The 21,047-nt window shown below is 43.6% G+C and carries 20 protein-coding genes; 3 read left to right on the forward strand and 17 right to left on the reverse strand.

Annotated elements, in window-relative coordinates:
* Positions 1 to 7: 7 nt before the first annotated feature.
* Positions 8 to 460, reverse strand: a complete 453-nt coding sequence (gene dtd, locus ACERC6_RS04900; protein WP_373628001.1) for a D-aminoacyl-tRNA deacylase — start codon at positions 458 to 460, stop codon at positions 8 to 10.
* Positions 461 to 610: 150 nt separating this feature from the next.
* Here dtd and asd point away from each other — a divergent pair, with 150 nt between their 5' ends.
* Positions 611 to 1,450 (forward strand): archaetidylserine decarboxylase, encoded by an 840-nt coding sequence (gene asd, locus ACERC6_RS04905; RefSeq protein ID WP_284673846.1) that lies wholly within the window; start codon positions 611 to 613, stop codon positions 1,448 to 1,450.
* Between the two features lie 136 nt (positions 1,451 to 1,586).
* On the opposite strand, the gene ACERC6_RS04910 is transcribed toward asd, so the two are convergent.
* The gene (locus tag ACERC6_RS04910) at positions 1,587 to 3,131 is read right to left on the reverse strand and encodes a peptide MFS transporter (RefSeq protein ID WP_373628002.1); all 1,545 of its coding nucleotides are present in this window, start codon (positions 3,129 to 3,131) and stop codon (positions 1,587 to 1,589) included.
* Between the two features lie 488 nt (positions 3,132 to 3,619).
* The gene (locus tag ACERC6_RS04915) at positions 3,620 to 3,748 is read right to left on the reverse strand and encodes a hypothetical protein (protein ID WP_373630508.1); all 129 of its coding nucleotides are present in this window, start codon (positions 3,746 to 3,748) and stop codon (positions 3,620 to 3,622) included.
* 1,106 nt (positions 3,749 to 4,854) lie between these two features.
* Between ACERC6_RS04915 and ACERC6_RS04920 the strand changes: the two genes are divergently transcribed.
* Both ACERC6_RS04920 and ACERC6_RS04925 read left to right on the forward strand, forming a co-directional pair.
* Positions 4,855 to 5,163, forward strand: a complete 309-nt coding sequence (locus ACERC6_RS04920; RefSeq protein ID WP_373628003.1) for a transposase — start codon at positions 4,855 to 4,857, stop codon at positions 5,161 to 5,163.
* The gene (locus ACERC6_RS04925) at positions 5,163 to 5,972 is read left to right on the forward strand and encodes an IS3 family transposase (protein ID WP_373628063.1); all 810 of its coding nucleotides are present in this window, start codon (positions 5,163 to 5,165) and stop codon (positions 5,970 to 5,972) included. The genes ACERC6_RS04920 and ACERC6_RS04925 overlap by 1 nt, the downstream gene beginning before the upstream one ends.
* 114 nt (positions 5,973 to 6,086) lie before the next feature.
* On the opposite strand, the gene pcaD is transcribed toward ACERC6_RS04925, so the two are convergent.
* The 14 genes from pcaD to catA all read right to left on the reverse strand — a co-directional run bounded on the left by pcaD (position 6,087) and on the right by catA (position 21,018).
* A complete protein-coding gene (gene pcaD, locus ACERC6_RS04930; RefSeq protein WP_373628004.1) occupies positions 6,087 to 6,863 on the reverse strand; it encodes a 3-oxoadipate enol-lactonase in 777 nt (258 codons plus the stop codon).
* Between the two features lie 10 nt (positions 6,864 to 6,873).
* Positions 6,874 to 8,079 (reverse strand): 3-oxoadipyl-CoA thiolase, encoded by a 1,206-nt coding sequence (gene pcaF / locus ACERC6_RS04935; RefSeq protein WP_373628064.1) that lies wholly within the window; start codon positions 8,077 to 8,079, stop codon positions 6,874 to 6,876.
* A gap of 23 nt (positions 8,080 to 8,102) precedes the next feature.
* Positions 8,103 to 8,753, reverse strand: coding sequence for a 3-oxoacid CoA-transferase subunit B (locus ACERC6_RS04940; protein ID WP_284673839.1), 651 nt, complete (start codon positions 8,751 to 8,753; stop codon positions 8,103 to 8,105).
* Positions 8,754 to 8,764: 11 nt separating this feature from the next.
* The gene (locus tag ACERC6_RS04945) at positions 8,765 to 9,451 is read right to left on the reverse strand and encodes a 3-oxoacid CoA-transferase subunit A (RefSeq protein ID WP_373628005.1); all 687 of its coding nucleotides are present in this window, start codon (positions 9,449 to 9,451) and stop codon (positions 8,765 to 8,767) included.
* A gap of 19 nt (positions 9,452 to 9,470) precedes the next feature.
* Positions 9,471 to 10,877, reverse strand: a complete 1,407-nt coding sequence (locus ACERC6_RS04950) for an SLC13 family permease (protein ID WP_373628006.1) — start codon at positions 10,875 to 10,877, stop codon at positions 9,471 to 9,473.
* 55 nt (positions 10,878 to 10,932) lie between these two features.
* On the reverse strand, positions 10,933 to 12,114 hold the full coding sequence (locus ACERC6_RS04955) for a benzoate/H(+) symporter BenE family transporter (protein ID WP_373628007.1): 1,182 nt from the start codon (positions 12,112 to 12,114) through the stop codon (positions 10,933 to 10,935).
* Between the two features lie 44 nt (positions 12,115 to 12,158).
* The gene (locus tag ACERC6_RS04960; RefSeq protein ID WP_284673835.1) at positions 12,159 to 12,959 is read right to left on the reverse strand and encodes a 1,6-dihydroxycyclohexa-2,4-diene-1-carboxylate dehydrogenase; all 801 of its coding nucleotides are present in this window, start codon (positions 12,957 to 12,959) and stop codon (positions 12,159 to 12,161) included.
* Between the two features lie 77 nt (positions 12,960 to 13,036).
* Positions 13,037 to 14,431 (reverse strand): MFS transporter, encoded by a 1,395-nt coding sequence (locus ACERC6_RS04965; RefSeq protein ID WP_373628008.1) that lies wholly within the window; start codon positions 14,429 to 14,431, stop codon positions 13,037 to 13,039.
* A 19-nt stretch (positions 14,432 to 14,450) separates the two neighbouring features.
* The gene (locus ACERC6_RS04970) at positions 14,451 to 15,647 is read right to left on the reverse strand and encodes a M20 aminoacylase family protein (protein ID WP_373628009.1); all 1,197 of its coding nucleotides are present in this window, start codon (positions 15,645 to 15,647) and stop codon (positions 14,451 to 14,453) included.
* A gap of 116 nt (positions 15,648 to 15,763) precedes the next feature.
* Positions 15,764 to 16,774 carry a benzoate 1,2-dioxygenase electron transfer component BenC gene (benC, locus tag ACERC6_RS04975; RefSeq protein ID WP_373628010.1) on the reverse strand — a complete coding sequence of 337 codons (1,011 nt, stop codon included), beginning with the start codon at positions 16,772 to 16,774 and terminating at the stop codon, positions 15,764 to 15,766.
* 208 nt (positions 16,775 to 16,982) lie between these two features.
* The gene (gene benB / locus ACERC6_RS04980; protein ID WP_373628011.1) at positions 16,983 to 17,483 is read right to left on the reverse strand and encodes a benzoate 1,2-dioxygenase small subunit; all 501 of its coding nucleotides are present in this window, start codon (positions 17,481 to 17,483) and stop codon (positions 16,983 to 16,985) included.
* On the reverse strand, positions 17,480 to 18,865 hold the full coding sequence (gene benA / locus ACERC6_RS04985; RefSeq protein ID WP_373628012.1) for a benzoate 1,2-dioxygenase large subunit: 1,386 nt from the start codon (positions 18,863 to 18,865) through the stop codon (positions 17,480 to 17,482). Before benA ends, benB begins: the two co-directional genes overlap by 4 nt.
* 53 nt (positions 18,866 to 18,918) lie before the next feature.
* A complete protein-coding gene (locus tag ACERC6_RS04990; RefSeq protein ID WP_373628013.1) occupies positions 18,919 to 19,947 on the reverse strand; it encodes an MBL fold metallo-hydrolase in 1,029 nt (342 codons plus the stop codon).
* Positions 19,948 to 20,094: 147 nt separating this feature from the next.
* A complete protein-coding gene (gene catA / locus ACERC6_RS04995) occupies positions 20,095 to 21,018 on the reverse strand; it encodes a catechol 1,2-dioxygenase (RefSeq protein WP_373628014.1) in 924 nt (307 codons plus the stop codon).
* Between the last annotated feature and the right edge of the window lie 29 nt (positions 21,019 to 21,047).

A 21,047-nucleotide genomic window follows, 5' to 3' on the forward strand; every position in this document is an offset into this window, starting at 1 on the left:
AAAGAGACTACACTTCCAACAAAAAGTTAATTGGTCCATCATTGATGCTACTGACCGCCATCATTGCCCCAAATTCACCAGTTTGGACATTAGGGTAAACCGATCTGGCATAATCCACCAATTGTTCAAATAATGCTTTGGCATCACTTGGTGGCATGGCAGGAGCAAAATCAGGACGGCGACCCTTATCCGTCTTAGCCATCAGCGTAAATTGCGAAACCAGCAATAAACCACCTTGAACATCAGATACGGATTTATCCATTTTGCCCAATTTGTCAGCTTCGGTGGTATTTTCAAAAATTCGATAGGTCAAAATCTTATCAATGAGCTTGCGTGCTGTCTCATTATCATCTTCTTTGCCAATACCGATATAGGCAAGCACGCCAGCATCAATTTTACCGATGATTTGACCATCTACCGCCACATGAGCAGACTTGACTCGTTGAATTAAGGCTTTCATGTTTTCACCTTGTCAGTTAAAAATATTTGGTTAAGCAATCATTGACACTGATAGGCATACCTAGACGCTTAGCTTGGTGTGATACAAATAAAAATATCCATTATAGCAAATATCGGTTAAAATAAAACAATTTAACCAGTTGGAAATACCATGAACCTATTTACGATTGCCCAAAACATCGTCCCACAACAAACATTATCTAAAGTAGCAGGTCATCTTGCCAAAAGCGACAACCCCATCATCAAAAAAGCCTTTGTGCATGGCTTTGCCCGTGCTTATGGTATTGATTTGGCAGAATACGAGCGTGGCAGTCTTGATGATTATGACAGCTTCAACGACTTTTTTACTCGTGAATTAAAGGCAGGTGCTCGTCTCATAGACAGCACACCAGATGGCATTGCTTGCCCTGCTGACGGCAAAATCAGCCAGATTGGAGCCATCAAACATGGTCAGCTGATTCAAGCTAAGGGGCGTGATTATGATGTCGGTCAGTTATTGGCAGATTTTGAAGTAGGCAAGGCGTTTACCGATGGCTCGTTTGCCACCATTTATCTTGCCCCAACGAACTATCACCGTGTGCATATGCCTTTTGATGGTCGACTAGTCGCCACACGCTATGTGCCAGGAACACTGTTTTCGGTCAATAACACCACCGCCTTACATGTACCCGACCTATTTGCTCGCAATGAACGCTTGGTGTGTGAATTTGAGACCAAATTTGGGCGTGCATTCGTCGTGTTGGTTGGAGCGATGATTGTTGCAGGGATTAGCTCAGTAGCAACAGGCGACATCAAACGCACGCCTTATATTCAGCACCGCACACATGACATCGCCCTAAAAAAAGGCGATGAACTTGGACGATTCTACTTGGGTTCTACCGCCATCATCGTCTTACCAAAGTCTGCCCATGCCGTATGGGGCGATGAATTCATTCATAGGTCGGTCGTAAAAATGGGGCAAAAGATTGGGCGGGTGAACAGCTTATACTAGTTTTATTATCTTTTTTTGCTGTCTTCATCTTAACCATATAAGATGATAAATCCCACAAGTATTTATTAATAATACTTAATCAATATAACACCAGTATTAATCAAAAAAATCCGCCTTCAGGCGGATTTTTAATATTTTATATTTCTACATTATTATCAGCTTCTTTCAACATTCGTGCTACAGGACGACTTACCGCTATTAAAATTACGCCACACACCACTAAGAAAATGGTCAGTGTGGTGAATAGTTTTGGCAAGTTTTCAATCGTATCTGCCGATACCGAGCCACCAGAGAATGATGCCACAAGACTGCCCAATGCAATAGATGCAAAAAATAATCCCATCACCACACCCTGCATACGGTCGGGAGCAAGTTTGGTCATGCTAGATAGTCCCGCAGGACTTAACATAAGCTCACCAATTGTCAATAAAAACAAGCTACCTACAAGCCACCAAGGCGATGCTAAGCCACCGTTATTCACCACGCCTTGACTGGCAATAATCATTAGGACAAAACCTGCAGCGGCAAAAAACATACCTAAGGCAAACTTAACCATGCTGTTAGGCTGGATTTTTTTGGCAGCAAGTCTTACCCACATGATACTCACAATCGGTGCAAATACCAAAATAAACAAAGAGTTTAACGACTGAAACCATACAGTAGGAATCTTCATGCCAAAAGCATTTAAATCAGTATAACGCTCAGCAAATAAATTAAAAGAGGTTGGCTGTTGCTCAAAACTTGACCAAAAAAAGGTTGAACCAACCACAAGCAAAAAGCACACAAGCAATCGTAATTTTTCAGGTTTAGTAAAAACTGGCGACACAAAACAATAGGCAAAATAAAGGCTTACCGACCCTGCAATCACATAGGTCATAACAGATGCAATCAAAACAGGATTTAGCGTTATCACACCCATCATCACCAGTATGATAAATGCTGATAAAGCAATGACGCCAACCCCAACAAATTTACCAACATTGGCTCTCACCTGCTTGGGCTGCTCCCAACTGGCGGCTGTATTTTTAGCGTTAGCAAATTCGGTGAGATTTTTTTTACCAAAAAGTTTATAAATTGCCAAAGAGATCAGCATGCCCACACCGCCCACTGTAAAGCCTGCGTGCCACATTTGTTGCTCTTTAAAAATCCCTGTAATTAAAGGTGCTAAGAACGCCCCTAAATTAATTCCCATATAAAATAGTGTAAAGCCTGCATCACGCCTAGCGTCATTTTTATCATATAATGCCCCAACCATGACTGAAATACATGTTTTAAATAATCCTGAGCCAATGACTAAAAGCACAAGCCCCAAAAAGAAAAACTGAATAGACAAAAATGCTGACATACCAATGGACAAATGCCCTAACGCAATGATGATACTCCCCCACCACAACGCTCGCTCCTGCCCAAGCCAATTATCGGCAAGCCAACCTCCTAAAATCGGCATCAAATACATTGACCCAGCAAAAATACCATAAATCGCTGACGCATTGGCATCGTCAATACCCAAGCCACCTTGTGCAATGGCCGCCGTCATAAACAATACAAGAAGCGGACGAATACCATAATAAGAAAAACGCTCCCACATCTCAGTGAAAAATAAAGAACGCAAGGGTTTTGGGTGCCCCATAAAGGCGGTGTCAAGCGTTTTAAAATCGCTTGATTTAGAATTTTCATTCATAAATTGTTTATCCCTAAATCAGTTGGTGAATTACAAGCACGCAAGGTGCAAAAGAATGCCAGACATTGTATCATAATCCAAAATAAAATCTGTAACTCCTTTTTATTTTTATAAAAATTTGGTGATGGTTATCGGCTTACTTTTGTATAACTATTTGCATTAAATCCTTAATAATCTTGGGTATAACAGCTTTAAAAGCCGGTCTTGGCAGATGAAGCGAACTGCCTAATTTACGATAACAATGCAATTTTGACTCCAACAAACACTTTTTGTCACAATTAAATCTTAACATGCCGTCAAGATTGTATTTATACATCAAAACCATCCTCAGTCAATCTTACTAATGCTTTGACAAGCTGATAATCTTGCTGTATTTTTTATGATGTTTTGATGGAAACTTGCACTTGATTAATCATTGCATCAGCAAAGCTAACATTATCGTATTTATCTATCGGTTATTCATCATTCGCTCAATCTCATCATTTAGCCTAGCGGTGGCAATGAACAATAAAAGTATGATTATCAAAGTCAGTAACTTTTGCCATTTTGTTAATAAAAGCAAGGGCGTCATAATCTAAGGATACCGCCAAACCATCCATCAATTTATTATCCATCACTGTCGTTGCCAATGAATTTTAAGTTATCATCATTGGAGAATGCCCATGCTAGACCCACCAGATTGTTATTCTGCTAGCAAATGATGGCACTCAAGTTACATCTTATTAATTTTTCTAGTTTAGTCAGGCTAAATAACAAAAAAGCCTCAATCTTTTGATTTAGGCTTTTTAGAATTTGGAGCGGGAAACGAGATTCGAACTCGCGACCCCAACCTTGGCAATGTCAGCCACCTAAATTATATAAACCTATATTATATGTAAAGCTAGTATTTTAAAGGCTCTTGATGGAATTTTTTTTAATATATTTTCATTTACTAATACATAATTTATTTAATTTTGTGTCGTTGCAGACACCCTAAATTTAGGGTAAAATTATACCAACCTAATTTTAATTGCGCACAAAAAATAAAACCCGCTAACAAAAAAACGCACGTCAAATCGATAATTGTCCACGACAATCTGATAGTCCATCAACATGCAAAAAAGTGCTATCAATTTGTATTGAAAATTCTGCCAATCTACCACTCTCCACCTCTGACACTTCCTATATCGAAGTAGTTCACCGAGAGAGTCGCTATTACTTCTATACCAATTTTTCATCCTGCCTAAAAATAAAGAATGGGGATAAAATCTACGTCAAGGAAGTAACGCTTAGCGATAACGAAGTCAATAAGAAGGCTTGGAATCATTTGTTTGACGTGTTTCTTGTGTCAAATGTTAGTTTGCACATCTTCCCAAAATTACTGTCCGAATGCCCCTCTAGTACAGTTATTGATATACTCGGTGGCAAGCCCACCATTCAAAAAATTTTAACCAAAAAAATATTAGCAGGAAAAGCTGGGATTACTATCTAGCCAAAGCCCCAAAGAACATCCCCATGCCCACCTTTGCTGATCTTATTGAGGAGAGTCTACATGGATGAGCATGATATCCGATTCGTATTGGCTCATTTATTGCCCAATAACAATAGTCACGCTTACTTATTACGGGAATATTTTTTGGCACTTGCCTCCCTGACTAATGTCGAATTCATGGGGATTTGCATCCCCCTTAAGAATGATAACCCCATAAGAGGTTATATTACCCCAAACTAGGAGTAATCTCTCATGACAAAACAGCGTAAGCAGTACAGCACCGAATTTAAACTAGAAATGGTAAAACTCATTGAAGAGCAGAATCAGCGTGTTGTTGATGTTGCTAAGCAATATGATATCGGTAAATCTACTTTAGAAAACTGGCTTAAACGTTATCGTCTTGAACTTCAAGGCAAGCCATTAGCCACAGGTCATGCTCTAACACCAGAACAACGAGAGCTTGAACGACTTCGTAAAGAAAATGCCCAGCTAAGACTTGAGCGAGATATTTTAAAAAAGGCATCCGCTCTATTGGCTCAAGACAACTTACTATCCCGCTAATAGAGCAATTGATGGGGCAATACAGCATCAGTAAAGCAAAGCTGTGTCAGTTATTTGGTATTTACCGAAGTACTTATTATGCCAAGCAAAGAATCAGATTGCCAACACGCAAAGAGATTGAGCTACGCTTATGGGTAAAACAAGCCTTTGATTGCTCTAAAGGATCGGCAGGATCTAGAAGTATTGCTGCTATGGTCGGTCGTGCTCATCAGATTAAACTAACACGCTATAAAGCGCGTCAATTAATGAGAGCACAAGGACTCATCAGTCGCCAAAGCATCAAGCATCGCTATCGTATGGCTGATCAAGCACATACAGTGCATGACAACTTGCTAAAACGACAGTTTGCACCAGCTGCACCCAATCAAGTGTGGGTATCGGATGTGACGTATATTCACACCAAAGCAGGATTTTGTTATTTGGCAATGGTGATGGATTTATATGCCAGACACATCATTGGCTTTGCCATGAGTGATCGTCCAAACATTGAGCTGACCACTAAAGCATTGGCTATGGCTTATACCATACGCTTTCAACCAACTGGTGTGTTATTTCATTCAGATCAAGGAACGCATTACACCAGTCGAACCTTTGCCGATGCTATTGCCAGATGTAAGATGACACACAGTATGAGTAGAAAAGGCAATTGCTGGGATAATGCACCAACAGAACGTTTCTTTCGAAGTTTTAAAACCGAATGGATGCCAAAACATGGCTATGAGAACATTCATGAAGCAAAAGTAGATGCGGCAAGTTATATCCATGGCTATTACAGTCAAATCAGACCCACAGCTTTAATAACTACCTAAGCCCTGTCGAAAAAGAACGACAGTTTTTTAACAAAACCTTCTTAGAGGTTGTTTGAAAATAGCTGGCTGGTACAGGCTGAATTTAGCTATGCTAATTACCTCACCTAACCTTAATTAATTTAAAAAAGATTTAATAGTCTGATTAAATACCTCTGCTTTCTCAACATTAGCAATATGCGAAGCCTCAATAATGGTAAGTTTGGTATTGGGGGCATGCTCCACAATAAATTCACCATCGGCGACAGTGGTTACAGGGTCAGCACTGCCCGTGATGACCAGCATTGGCACTTGCGAATCTTTTAGGTCATCACGCAAATCGGCAATCGCCAATGCTTCACAACAGTTGGCATAACCATCTTTGTCGCCTTTGGCAAGGTTTTGGCTAAGATGTTTGACATTCTCAGGGTTGTTTTTGATAAAAGTATCAGTAAACCATCGGCTGGGGGCGGTATCAGCAATGCCTTGCAAGCCATTAGCACGTACGCTGTCTGCTCGTTCTTGCCAAGCGGTTTGGTTGCCAATTTTGGCGGCGGTATTTGAGACGATGATCTTATTAAAGTAGCTTGGGTGATGAATGGCAAGCCAGATACCCGTCAAACCACCCATAGAAATACCACAAAAATTCGCCTGTCTAATGTCAAGATAATCCAACAAATCCACCACATCTTGCCCAAGTTGTGCTATGGTGTAGCTCCCCTCTGGTGTGGAGCTGTCGCCATGTCCACGTGTGTCATAACAGACAATAAAAAAGTCTGTTTGTAGAGCGTCAATTTGGGCTTGCCACATGTTTTGATTTGTTCCCAATGAATTGGAAAAAATCAAGACCGGTTTTGTCTTATCACCAAAAGTTTGGTAATTTAAACTGACTTCATTATTGGTAAAAATTGGCATATTGCACCCTTTAAACTCGCTCAATAATCAACGCAATCCCTTGACCCACCCCAATGCACATACTGCATAGAGCATATTTACCACCTGTCTGTTCAAGCTGATTTAAAGCAGTTGTTACCAGCCTTGCCCCTGACGCACCCAATGGGTGTCCTAAGGCAATCGCACCGCCATTGGGATTGACACGGCTATCATCATCAGCCAAACCTAACTCACGAGTACACGCTAGGGCTTGGGCAGCAAAAGCCTCGTTAAGCTCAATCACGTCCATGTCATCAAGACCAAGCCCAGTCATGGCAAGCAGTTTTTTAATGGCAGGAGCAGGGGCAAAACCCATAATGCGTGGCTCAATACCAACGGTTGTACTAGCAATAATTTTGGCTCGTGGGACAAGATTAAATCTTTCTACCGTTTCATCAGAGGCTATCAGTACCGCACACGCCCCATCATTGATACCTGAGGCATTGCCGGCGGTAACCGTGCCATCTGGCTTAACCACAGGTTTGAGTTTTGCCAAAGCGTCTTGGGTTGTATCGGCTCGTGGGTGTTCATCTTTATCCACCAAAATTGGCTCGCCCTTTTTTTGTGGAATAGACACCGAAATGATTTCTTTATCAAAAAAACCTTTATCTTGGGCGGTTTTGGTAAGTGTCTGGCTTCTTAGAGCAAATTTATCTTGGTCTGCTCGGCTGATGTTAAACTGCTCGGCGACATTTTCTGCGGTCTGTGGCATGGTATCCACGCCATAAAGCTCTTTTAGTTTAGGGTTAATAAACCGCCAACCCATCGTGGTATCTTCTAGTTGATGAGACCGCCCAAACGCCGTCTGTGCCTTACCCATCACAAAAGGGGCTCGGCTCATGCTCTCCACCCCACCTGCGATGATGAGATTCATCTCGCCTGATTTAATGGCACGATTGGCGGTTGCAATGGCATCAAGTGATGAACCGCATAGACGGTTTATGGTCGTTGCAGGTACCGTTGTTGGCATTCCTGCCAGTAGAGCAGACATTCTACCAACATTGCGGTTGTCCTCACCTGCTTGGTTGGCACAACCAAAAATCACATCATCAACCTGACTAAAATCTACATTGCCATTGCGTTCCATGATTGCCTTGATAACAGTTGCCCCCAAGTCATCAGCACGAATGCCTGACAATGCCCCACCATAACGCCCAAATGGTGTGCGAATGGCATCAATAATATAAGCGTTTTGCATCATAATTCCCCTTAATTTTTTATTTAAATGGTTGCATCAATCAGACTTGCCCCTGTGAGTCGTTGTAATTCCCCAAAAGCCAAACCTTCAATTTTTTCAATGACTTTTAGACCCTCCGGTGTAACATCAATCACACATAGGTCAGTGTAGATTCTATCCACGCATTTTTTGCCCGTTACTGGGTAGGTGAGGTTTTTGACAATTTTGGGGTCGCCCTTTTTGGTTGTATGTTCGGTTGCAACAAACACCTGTTTTGCTCCCACTGCCAAATCCATCGCTCCGCCTACCGCAGGAATAGCATCACTCTCGCCTGTGTGCCAGTTGGCAAGGTCGCCATCTTCATCAACTTGAAAAGCACCCAATACACAAATATCCAAATGACCGCCACGCATCATCGTAAACGAATCGCCATGATGAAAGAACGAACCACCTGTGAGCATGGTAACAAACTCTTTACCAGCATTGATAAGCTCTGGGTCTTCTTGCCCCGCTTCTGGGGGCGGACCAAAGGCGAGCAAACCGTTTTCAGAATGTAAAAAAATCTCTTTGTCTTTGGGTAAGTGGCTGGCCACTTTGGTTGGCAGTCCTATACCTAGATTGACATACGCCCCTTCTGGAATGTCTTTGGCGATACGGCTTGCGATTTGGTCCCGGCTTAGTTTTTGATAAGTCATGATATTTTCCCTTATTCTGTCATGGCGTGCGTTACAGAGGTTAGCTCAACGATATGCTGCACAAAGATACCTGGCGTGATGATGTGTTCAGGGTCAAGCTCACCAAGCTCTACCACTTCACCCACCTGAGCAATGGTAACATCAGCCGCCATTGCCATGATAGGACCGAAGTTACGAGCCGATTTGTTGTACACCAAATTGCCCCAACGGTCGCCTTTATGGGCTTTGATAAGGGCAAAATCGGCTTTGATTGGGTATTCAAGCACATAATCCTTGCCCTCAATATGACGAGTCTCTTTACCTTCGGCAAGCAGTGTACCAAACCCTGTTGGCGTATAAATCGCCCCAAGCCCCATACCTGCCGCCTGAATACGGCAAGCTAGGTTGCCCTGCGGAACAACTTCAAGCTCAATCTTACCGGCACGATACAACTCATCAAAGACATACGAGTCAGCTTGACGAGGAAATGAGCAGATGATTTTTTTCACCGCTCCTGTTTTTAGCAGGCGTGCCAATCCATAATCGCCATTGCCTGCATTGTTACTCACAATTGTCAAATCTTTGACATTACAATCAATGAGTGCATCAATCAGCTCGGTAGGCTGACCTGCCGGTCCAAAACCGCCGATGAGAATGATTAAGCCGTCTTTGATTTGACTCATCACCTGGGTGAGTGATTGGCTGGATTTATCAATCATTGTTTACTCCTTTTAAAAATTATATCAACAACACATACGCCCACAGCGTAACAATTCCAATAGCAACCCAGTTTAAGAAAAAACCGACCTTTACCATCTCTTTTTGAGCCATATAGCCCGTAGCAGTAGCAAAAGCAATGCCATTAGGCGGGGCAGCAACAGGCATCATAAAGGCACAAGATGCACCAATGGCAATAACCATCACCAAAAGCTCATTTGGCAAACCAAGCTGTGTGGCAACAGACGCAAAAATTGGCACCATCAAGGCGGTTGAACCTGTATTGCTGGTAAATTCAGTCAAGAAAATCATAAAACAAGCGGTCACAAAAATAATAAAAATCACAGGCATACCCGCCAAATGCGTGGCAAGTTGTTCGCCCAGCACCGCTGAAGCTCCTGAATGCTTCATCACATTTGATAAGGTAAAACCGCCACCAATCAACAATAAAACACCCCATTCGGTACGCTCGCTGACCTGTTTCCAAGTAGCAAGACCAAGTACCATCACACTTAAGGCTCCCATCATACCAATCATGGTGTCAGGGCTATCAAAACCAAAATACCCTGAAATCTGCTTACCAAAAATCCAACAGGTCGCCGTTATGACAAAAACAACAATCGTTAAAATTCTAGCAGGCGTCCAAGGAATTTCTTCATCACTAACCACGATTTTTTGATTCAAATTTGGTTTTAAAATCAAATACATGGTAGCGATCAAGGTGGGCAATAACACCACAAGTAATGGTAAAGCCACTTTTAGCCAATCCATAAAATCCATGCCAAGCTGTTTGGCAGCAATGCCATTGGGTGGTGAACCCACAAGCAGCCCAATGCCACCAATCCCTGCCGAATAGGCCACACCAAGCAAGATGAAAATGCAGGTATTTCTGTCTTTTTCTCTATCAAGCTGTGTAAGCAACCCCAGTGACAATGGCACCATCATCGCCGCTGTGGCGGTATTACTAATCCACATCGACAGTCCTGCGGTCGCCAAAAACATCATCATTACCGCTCGTCCCAAATGTCCATTTGATAGACGCATAATCCAAAGGGCAATTTTTCGGTCAAGTTTTTGCACACTTAACGCTGCTGCTAGCGCAAACCCGCCGACAAACACATAAATAATTGGATCCGCAAAATTAGCAAACGCCGACTTGGTATTAAATTCTGGCACACCAGCCAATACCGCCAAAACAGGAACAAACAGAGCTGTTGCGGTGATATGCACTGCTTCAGTCAACCATAACACCCCAATAAAAAACAAAATGGCAAGCCCTTTATTGGCATTAGCATCAAATGGTAAAATCACAGCATATAAAAGATAGGCAACGACTGCTGCTATGGAAATAATACCAATGCCACGATAGATCTTTTTTAGGGTTTTGGCAAAACCTCCTTGATACAAAGTTTCGTTTTGTTGCGCCATAATTCACTCCATTGCCAAATCATTTACCACATCAATAAATCAATCCTTTTTATTTTTACCATCTCAGCTTATAAAAATAAAAACTCGCCATGCCAAATACAATGCCCCAAAACACCGAACTTAGCCCAAACAAGCTCATGCCTGAGGCTGTTACCAAAAAGGTGATTAACGCAGGCTCTTTTTGTTCGCTGTGTTGCATGGCAATGCCAAGATTGGTCAATAATGCCCCAAGCAACGCCAAGCCTGCCAGCATGGCGATTAAACTTTTGGGAAGCATGGCAAACAAGCCCACCAAAGAACCTGCAAACACCGCCCCCACCAGATAAAACACGCCATTAAACACACCGCCGATGTAGCGTTTGTCAGAGTTTTCGTGGCAATCTTTGCCCATGCACAAAGCCGATGTTACCGCCGCCAGCACAATACTAATGCCCCCAAACACCGCCACAGCGAGCGACAGTAGGCTTGCACTATTGATGATGGGCTGGCTGGATACTTGATAATTATTAAGCTTAATGAGTGCCATTCCAGGTAAAAATTGCCCTGTTAAATTTAAAATCACCAACGGCAATGCCAAATTAAACACTGCCTGCCACGAGAATTCTGGGGCGATAAATATGGGCTTGGCAACACTCAATTCAAAAGCTTGGCTACCATTTATGAGTCCCAATAACCACGCCACCAAAAGCCCTATCAAAAGCACCCACACAATCGCATAACGAGGCAAAAAGCGTTTGGCAACCAAAAAACTTGCCAGCATGGCACAGGCTAACATCGGTTCACTGCTAAATGACGAAAACGCTCCCACGCCAAAACCAAACAAAATCCCTGCCATCATACCACCTGCAATGCCCTGCGGAATGCAATGCAATACCTTATCAAAATAGCCACTCATGCCAATGGCAAGGCTCATCACGCCTGCGATGAGATACGCCCCCACCGCTTCATTAAGGCTAATGCTGGGAAACAGGCTGACCAAAAGTGCCGTTCCAGGGATTGACCAAGCGAGCAAAATCGGCACTTTGTGGCGTAAAGATAAAAAAATACTGCCAACTGCCGAGCTAATTGACACCGCCCAAATCCATGAAATCATCATGGCGTTATCCACACCTGCCGACTGCCCCACCTGAAAAAATATCACCAACGGTCCTGCGTAAGAAATCGTTACCGCAAGCAAACCCGCCACCATTGCCGACAAAGAAAAATCTTGCTTAAAATCCCTAAATACACTCATCATCCACACTCCGTGTCAGCCATATTTTTCCAGTGATGGGTAAAAAGCTATCCTTGATCACCACCGCCCACAGGCATGACCGCGCCTGTCATATAGGACGACTCATCGGACGCCAAAAACAAAATCGCATTAACCTGCTCGTCGATCGTGCCATAACGCCCCAAAAAGGTGCGGTCAATGGTTTGTTCAACCACCTCTTGCATCCAGCGTTTTTCGTCCTCGCTTTGGGGATTGGTGTTTCTTGGGATTTTGCGTGGCGGAGCGTCTGTACCGCCTGTCGCCACCGCATTGACACGAATGCCGTCTTTGGCGTGTTCAAATGCCAAACTTGCGGTCAAGGCATTTACCCCGCCTTTTGCCGCAGAATAAGGAATGCGATGAATGCCACGAGTGGCGATGGACGACACATTGACAATCACGCCTGACTGCTGGCTAATCATACAAGGTAGCACCGCATGACAACACCACAAAGTTGGAAACAACGAGCGGTTGATTTCTTTGATGATTTCATTTTCGGCAAATTCCTCAAACGGCTTCATCCAAATCGCCCCACCGACATTGTTAATCAGCACATCAATACGACCAAATTTTTCAAGGGTTTGCTTGGCAACTTCTTGGGCTCCTGCATACTGTTCCAAATCGGCTTTGACGATGAGATGATCGCCCTTTTTGCCAGTTTTTTGTAATTTGGCAATCTCATCGGCGGTTTCTTGCACAAAATCCGAAAAATCCACCAGCACCACATTTGCCCCCTCTTTGGCGACTTGCAAAGCCACGCCACGCCCAATTCCCTGAGCTGCACCTGTCACAATCACCACCTTATCTTTAAAACGCTTGGTTCTCGACATGATTACTCCTGTTATACTTCATGTTGTCATGCTTTGATTTAAAATAGAAGGGTCTTTTAAATCCCTACATAGCGGCGTTAAACCGATTGCGCAGTCTTTTTAGGAATCATTACCAGCACTGCCAATGTTGCTAGTACACCAAAAGCCACCATCGTCAAGAGGGCATATTGACCTGCCAAATGCACGCCAGCATCCTTAAAGGTGCTAAAAATAGTCGCTCCTGTGGCGATGCCAAAGGACGCACCCAAAGCACTTGCCATTTTAAACACACCTGCCGCCACGCCTGCTTTATCAAGAGGTACATTGACCATCGCACAGTCCGCCGCAGGGGTAGAATAACAACCCAAACCAAAGCCAAACACCGCAAAAGACACAATGACCCACCACATATACACTTCATGCGACACAAAGGTCATGGACAGCCCCAATGCTCCAACCGCCGTGATTGCCGTGCCGAGCCACATTGGGGTTTTGTAGCCGAATTTTTGTAGCAGTTTTTCGCTCACACGAATCATAATCATGACCATGACGACATAGCCCAAAGATTTGACCCCTGCTTGAAATGCAGTCAAGCCATGTCCTTTTTGCAAATAGGTATTGATAATGATAATCGTGCCTGCCATGCAGTTTAATAAGAAGTTGGACAAACACGCCCCACTATAACCACGACTGTTGAACAGCGAAAAATCCAAAAATGCCTGATGTTTTTTCTTGATTTCGGTGCGAAAAAACACAATCCCCATCACCACCGCCCCAGCGAGCATGGTTAGCGTAAAACCATTCGTAAACCCAAGCCCAAACCCTTTGGTGATGAGCAAATTTAAACACAAAAGCCCAATCACACAGCTAAACAGCCCCACATAGTCATAACGACTGGTAGAAACCTCGTGCGATTTGCTCTCTGGCGTGCCTTTGATGAGAAGCATACCGACCACCGAAATGGCGATTGACAGCAAGAAAATGCTTTTCCAGCCCATGCTCGTGGCGATTGCTCCACCGACAAAAGACGAAAGCCCTGAACCACCGAACGAGCCAATCGACCAAAAGCTAAACGCCCTTTGTCGTTCGGCTCCGTGATAATAATTTTTGATGATGGACAAAGTCGCTGGCATGATACAGGCGGACGACAGACCTTGAAGCACTCGCCCAAGCCCAAAGATGAAAGGATTGGTGCTAAAATACAGCACCAAACAGGCGATGATGTTTAGAGTAAAGCCCACATAAGTCAAACGCACTCGCCCAAATTTATCCGCCAATCCGCCCATTAAAATGATAAAACAGCCAGAAAACAGCGAGCCTAAGCTAATCACCGCATTGAGTGAGGTATCTGACATGCCCAAATCTTTTTGAATGGACGGCACGACATTAAACATCGACTGATAAAACAGCCAAAAGGTCAAAACCCCCAGCACCATGCCGATGAGCAGTTTGTCGTTGCCACGAAACCCATTTTGTGTTTGTGTTGTTGTCATAAAAAATCCTTTTTTTAAATCACTTCAAATAGTTTTCCACAAGACCACAAAAGTACGCCCCAGCCGTAGCGATAATCTCATCATTAAAATCGTATTCTGGGTGATGCACCATGCACGCAGAATCACCACCCCCATTGCCGACAAAGCAGTAATTGCCGTTGGGGTTAGCCTCTAGCATAAAGGCAAAATCCTCGCTTCCCATAAGCGGAGCAATGCCTGTATGCACTTTGTCCTCGCCCACCAAATTTTGGGCGACTTTGACGGCAAATTCGGTCGCATCACTGCCATTGACGGTGGGCGGACAGCCGTTGATATGTTCGACTTCGGCACTTGCTCCAAAACTTTTGGCTTGAAATTCCACCACTTCTGTAATGCGAGATAGCACCTTTTTGCGCACTTCAGCATTTAGGGTGCGAACGCTTAATTTTAACAGGGCAGAATCATTGACCACATTGGGGACATTGCCAGAGGTGAGTTGCCCCACCGTAATCACCGCTTGCTCAAGCGGACTGACATTGCGAGAGACAATGCTTTGGAGGGCAATGGCGATATGACACGCCACCAAAGTCGCATCAATGCCGTATTCAGGCATCGCCCCATGACTGCCCACGCCTTTGACATGGACATGCAAAGTGTCGGAGGACGCCATGACCGCCCCAGTTTTAAAATAAAACTCGCCTGTCGCTAGGCGTGGCATGTTGTGCATGGCAAAAATCACATCGCAAGGAAATTTGTCAAACAAGCCGTCCTCTAACATGACACGACCGCCATAAAGCAGCTCTTCAGCAGGCTGAAAAATCAAATGCACCGTACCATTAAAATTGCGAGTTTTGGCAAGCTGTTTGGCACAAGCAAGCAAAATGGTGCTGTGTCCGTCATGCCCACAGCCATGAAATTTGCCTGCGACTTGGCTGGCATAAGGTTTGCCCGTCTTTTCCACGATGGGCAAAGCGTCCATGTCGGCACGCAGTCCGATGACTTTATCGCCGTTACCGTTTTTTAGGGTGGCGACAATGCCTGTTTTGGCAAGTCCACGATGTAGCGTATAGCCCCATTCGGTCAGGTACTTGGCGATGAGATTACTGGTTTCAACCTCTTCAAAACCCAGCTCAGGATTTTGGTGGATGGTTTGGCGAATGTTCGCAAAAAACGCCTGTTCGCTCATCAAATCACTCAAATGCTGCGGGTTTATAGCAATGGTATTAGACAGGGACATATTTACTCCTTTTGATAGATGATGACAAATTTCAGCCATTAGGTACTGACCACTAGGGGTAAAAAAGATTTTAATGACTTTTATGAAATTTACAAGCAATCCATTTTGCCGCCATCTTAATTGGCTGAGAACTTCTCAAGCAAGAAGTTTTGCGCCGTGATGTTCTGAACTTCCAACCAATCACGCACCGAATCAACCATTGCCACAGGTCCACACAGATAAATATCCACATCGCCGCCATTTAGCCAGTCATCATCAATATGAGCAGTGACATAGCCTTTACGCTCATGGGTGGACATCTCATTGACCACAACTGTACGATAATCAAACCAGTCATGTTTCGCCTTAGAGTCATCTAGCGCATCAATGCCGACCAAATCCTCATCATTGGTCACGCCAAACACCATGCGAATAGGAAAATCCGAACCTTTTTCGTCAAGCACTTTAAGCATGGATAAAAACGGCGCAATCCCCGTACCACCTGCCAAAAACAGCGTTGGGCGAACCATCGGACGCAGATAAAAACTGCCAAAAGGTCCTGTAAAGCTCATTTTGTCGCCCACTTTGGCGGTATTTGCCAAGAACGAACTCATCTTGCCATTGGGGACATTTCGCACCACAAAGCTGGTTTTGCGGTCGTTTGGCTTTGAACTGAAAGAATAAGAACGAGTTTCATCAGTATTTGGAATTTTCACATTAACATATTGCCCTGCCAAAAAGCTGATTTCTGGTTCATTGTTATCCAATTCAATTTCAAAACAAATGGTGCTATCGGAGACTTTTTGTAAATCGGTCAGCGTACCACTAAAAGCATGGATTTGGGTTTTGCACACAGCAGAACTTGCCAAAATCTGAATGACCGAATCTGAAGTTGGATAACATTGACACGCCAAAACATAGCCTTTTTCAGCATCTTCAGGGCTTAGGGCGTCCTCGATGTACATGTCGCTATCCATGTCATAAGTCCCAGACTCATAAAAAGCTCGGCAAGTGCCACACGCTCCGTCTCGGCAATCTAGCGGAATGTTCATTTTTTGGCGATAAGCGGCATCAGATAAGACTTCCCCTTCCCCCACTTGAATAAAACGTGTAACCCCATCTTCAAACTGTAAAGCAACATTATACATGGCTAATATCCTTATCTTAAAAAAATTAATAAACTGGCAACTAGCTAGTTTTGGTAATAACATTCGATGACTGATGTTAGAATAATTATTTTAAAACAATTAAACAGCTTCATCAGTCTAAATACATCAAATGCTTCTGGAGTGAATGGGTCCAACTTAATTAACTGCACTTCTTGTCAAACCCACGCACCATTAAGAAGTATGTGGATTAGATATGATAAACATCAATCACTTGATGAATGTAGTCATTTTTTAGGACGACATATTTGCTTAAAATTTTAAAGTCATCAGTACTGATATCAATTTCATAACGAGACATTCCAAAATGCTGATAGATAGTCTTATAGCGAAAACTCATTGTCAGCCAATTAAATCGCACAGTTGCTTTATTATCATCCAGTTTCTCTATCTCAATATTGCTGATATTGTGGCTGGTGCGAGTGTCAGGAATGGTTGCTGATGAACGCTCAGTTTTGATACGAAACACTCGGTCTTCAAGCCCTTGACGATTAGGGTAATAAATCAAGGAGATCTCGGTACTAGGGTCGATGGTGAGTGTGTCATCATCATCCCACGCAGGCATCCAAAACGAAGCTGTTGGTGCATAGCAATTTAGCCAGTCATCCCATTGTTCATCATCCAAAAAACGGGCTTCTTGGTACAAAAATTGACTGATTTTATGCTGCAATTGTTCATTGACTAAGCTCATACAATCTCTCCTTGTTCGGCTAATTTTTGTTCGGTTGCGATAGCTTTTTTCATCACTTCTAACCAATGTTCGTGCTGAGTAAGATACAAGCCTTCATCTTCGGTCTTGACACCACTTAGTTTTGGTTTTAAACTAATTTCTTGGGCAACTTCATCAGCACCTTGCACCCAATGCGTTGCACCACGGCACATATCATTCCATTCAAGCTCAATGCCTGCATAGCCAATTTGACAAGAGCGAAACTCTTCTAAATCGTCTGGAGTGGCCATACCTGATGCATTAAAAAAATCTTCGTATTGGCGGATGCGATGAGTTCTATTCTCACGGCTTTCGCCTTTTGGTGCAATGCAGTAAATGGTAACTTCTGTTTTGTTTACTGCAATCGGACGAAGTACACGAATTTGCGAGCCGAACTGATCCATAAGATAGACATTGGGATATAGGCACAAATTTCGAGAACGCTCAATCATCCATTTGGCAGTTGCTTCGCCAAAGTCTTCACGATATTTGTCATAATTGGCAAAGTTTGGGCGGTCTTCTGGATTTGCCCATTGTGTCCAAAGAAGCATATGACCGTTGTCAAAGCCATAACTGCCACCGCCTTGTTTGCCCCAATCACCTGCACTCATTGCACGGATACCGTCTGCTTCAGCTTGCTTTTCTTTGCGTTGCTGGGTGGTGGCAGCATAGTTCCAATGCACTGCCGAGACATGATAGCCATCTGCACCATTTTCGGCAGTCAGCTTCCAGTTGCCTTCATAAGTATAAGTAGATGAGCCACGAAGCACTTCCAAGCCGTCTGATGCTTGATCCACAATCATATCAATGATTTTGGTGGTTTCGCCAAGATATTCTGTTAATGGCAAAACATCAGCGTTTAGACTGCCAAACAAAAAGCCTTTATAGCTTTCAAATCTGGCAACTTTTTTTAGGTCATGAGAGCCATCTTTGTTAAAGCTGTCTGGGTAGCCTGCGTCTTTAGGGTCTTTGACTTTTAAGAGTTTGCCTGAATTGTTAAAAGTCCAACCGTGAAAGGGGCAAGTATAAGATGATTTATTGCCTTTTTTGTAACGGCAAAGCTGAGCACCACGGTGTGAGCAGGCATTAATCATAGCATTGAGTTCACCGTCTTTATTGCGAGCAATAATGATTGGCTGACGACCGATATGGGTGGTGTAGTAGTCGTTAACTTCTGGGATTTGGCTTTCGTGTGCCAAATATACCCAATTACCTTCAAAAATGTATTTTATTTCAAGGTCAAATAAGGTCTGATCGGTAAAGACCGAACGGTGAACTTTGTACTCACCCGTGTTAGGATTTTCTACCAAAAATTCGTGAATACGGTCTAAATGACTGGTGTTGATAACAGGAATGCGTGGCATATTTTTTTCCTTGCATAATTGCTGGGGTTACTATTAAAAAGACAAGTTGATTTTTAAGGCTCGTAAGTTTCCACCCCTTTGGGTGTGATTAAAAAACTCATCAAATCATATCCAACTTTAAGCTCGCCTTGATAATTGGCACGAGTACGACGAATGAGTTCATCATCAGGTACACCAACAACCTTGGGTGATACACCATTAACAATATGGCTATATACCGCCATTTTTGGCTTGGTTTGGCTAAATATCTCACCTGCTTGGCGTGGGTTTGTATGGTGAGCGTACACCTGTGGCAAAGCATTAATATCTTCAAACTCCGCTACTTCGTGAATGAGCAGATCCACGCCTTTGCCGTATTTGATGACATTGGCAGTAGGAATGGTATCGCCACTTAGTAACACCGACAAACCTGCATAATCTACACGATAACCCATGGCAGGTTGTATCGCACCATTATGGTCGTGTTCTACATCAAAGGCGGTTACCACCACGCCATTTTTATTAAAGACCACACCTTGTCCGTCAAACTCATGGGCAATGATGTGTGTGGCATCACTTTTTAGCTCTTTGTCTGCCACTCTGACGCGCACATCGTCCTCGTGAGCGATTTTAAGACCTTCTACCAGCTGTCTTGCACCTTTTGGGCCATAAATATGTAAGCCACCTTCTCGTCCACCAAAAGCAGGAATATAGCCTGTCATCCACAAGTCGCTAAGTCCATTGACATGGTCGGAATGATAATGGGTCAAAAACACGCCATCAATTTTACCCAGTGGCACGCCAGCTTGGGTCAAACGCACGACATTACCACGCCCTGCATCAAACACAAAGTTATAACCGCCTGCTTGTACTAAGGTGGACATACCAAAGCGCGTGGGACTGGGAACGGGACTGCCTGTGCCTAGCAGGGTAACACGCATTTGGTCAGCTTGCAGGTTACTACTAGCAGGGTGATTGCTTGGGGCGTGTAAATACTCGAAATTTTGGACTTTGGTTTCGGTGGATTGATTAAGGGTTGTGCAAGCGGCCACACTCAAAGATAGCACGCCAATACAACATCCCTTTACAATTTGATAAACCATAATTGCTCCTTGCTTAGGTTAATTATTTGATTGATTGGCTAAAAAGTTATGAGTTGTTGGACTATGTTTAGGCAAGACCTACTCTTATAATAGAGCAAGCCCTTTAGCCCTTTTAAATCATCGCACCACTCACACTAAATTTACTTTTTAGCCTTGTGCACGGCGACGGTCAACTTCGGTGCTTGGAGATTGACTGGTGTCTTTTGTCAATTTAAAATCAAAATTGATGTGCTTAAATGGCTTGTCTAGTCCATATCTGGCAAGCTCTTCTGGACTTGATTTGTCGGTAGCAGTAGCAACCAAGCCTTCTCGTGTACCAAAGGCAAAATCGTCCCACAGGTATTTGTCGCCTTCAATGTTAAATTGTGTGGTCAATTTTCTAAATCCGTCTGCACTGATAAAATAATGCACATGCGATGGACGCTGACCGTGGCGACCCAACTTGCTCAACAATGCTTGGGTCGGTCCATTTGGCGGACAGCCGTAGCCAACAGGCATTGTGGTCTGGGCTTTGTAACGACCATTTTCATCGGTAAAAATAGTACGGCGTAAATTAAATTCCGACTGCGATTTGTCAAAAAATGAATAATTGCCTTGACCGTTGGCGTGCCACATCTCTACTTTAGCATTGGGGATAATGTTGCCGTCCACATCAGTAACTACGCCTTCTATGATAAGCGTATCTACCACGCCCTCTTCGCTGCCATCATCCATGCGGGCAAAACCAACTGATTCAGGTGCACCTGCCACATATAAGGGGCCTTCAATGGTGCGAGGTGTACCACCTTGCTCTACGCCTGCTTGCTTATCCTTTTCATCTTCAAGCAAATCCATAAAATGTTCAAGACCCAACCCTGGCACCAAAAGTCCTACTTCGTTAGCTTGACCCAAATCAGATAGGTATTCCATACCTTTCCAAAGCTCGGTTTGGCTAATACCCAAGTCCACAATCGCTTCAAACAAATCGCCAAGTAGACGCACAACAATTTGCTGTACACGAACATCCACTTCGCCTGTGGCGGTATCTACATTCATCTTTTTGACCAAAGCGTCAATTTGTTCACGGTTCATACATAACTCCTTGTATGTTGATGGGTTTT

The organism is Moraxella sp. E33BD (assembly GCF_041807865.1).
Taxonomy (GTDB): Bacteria; Pseudomonadota; Gammaproteobacteria; order Pseudomonadales; family Moraxellaceae; genus Moraxella; species Moraxella haemolytica.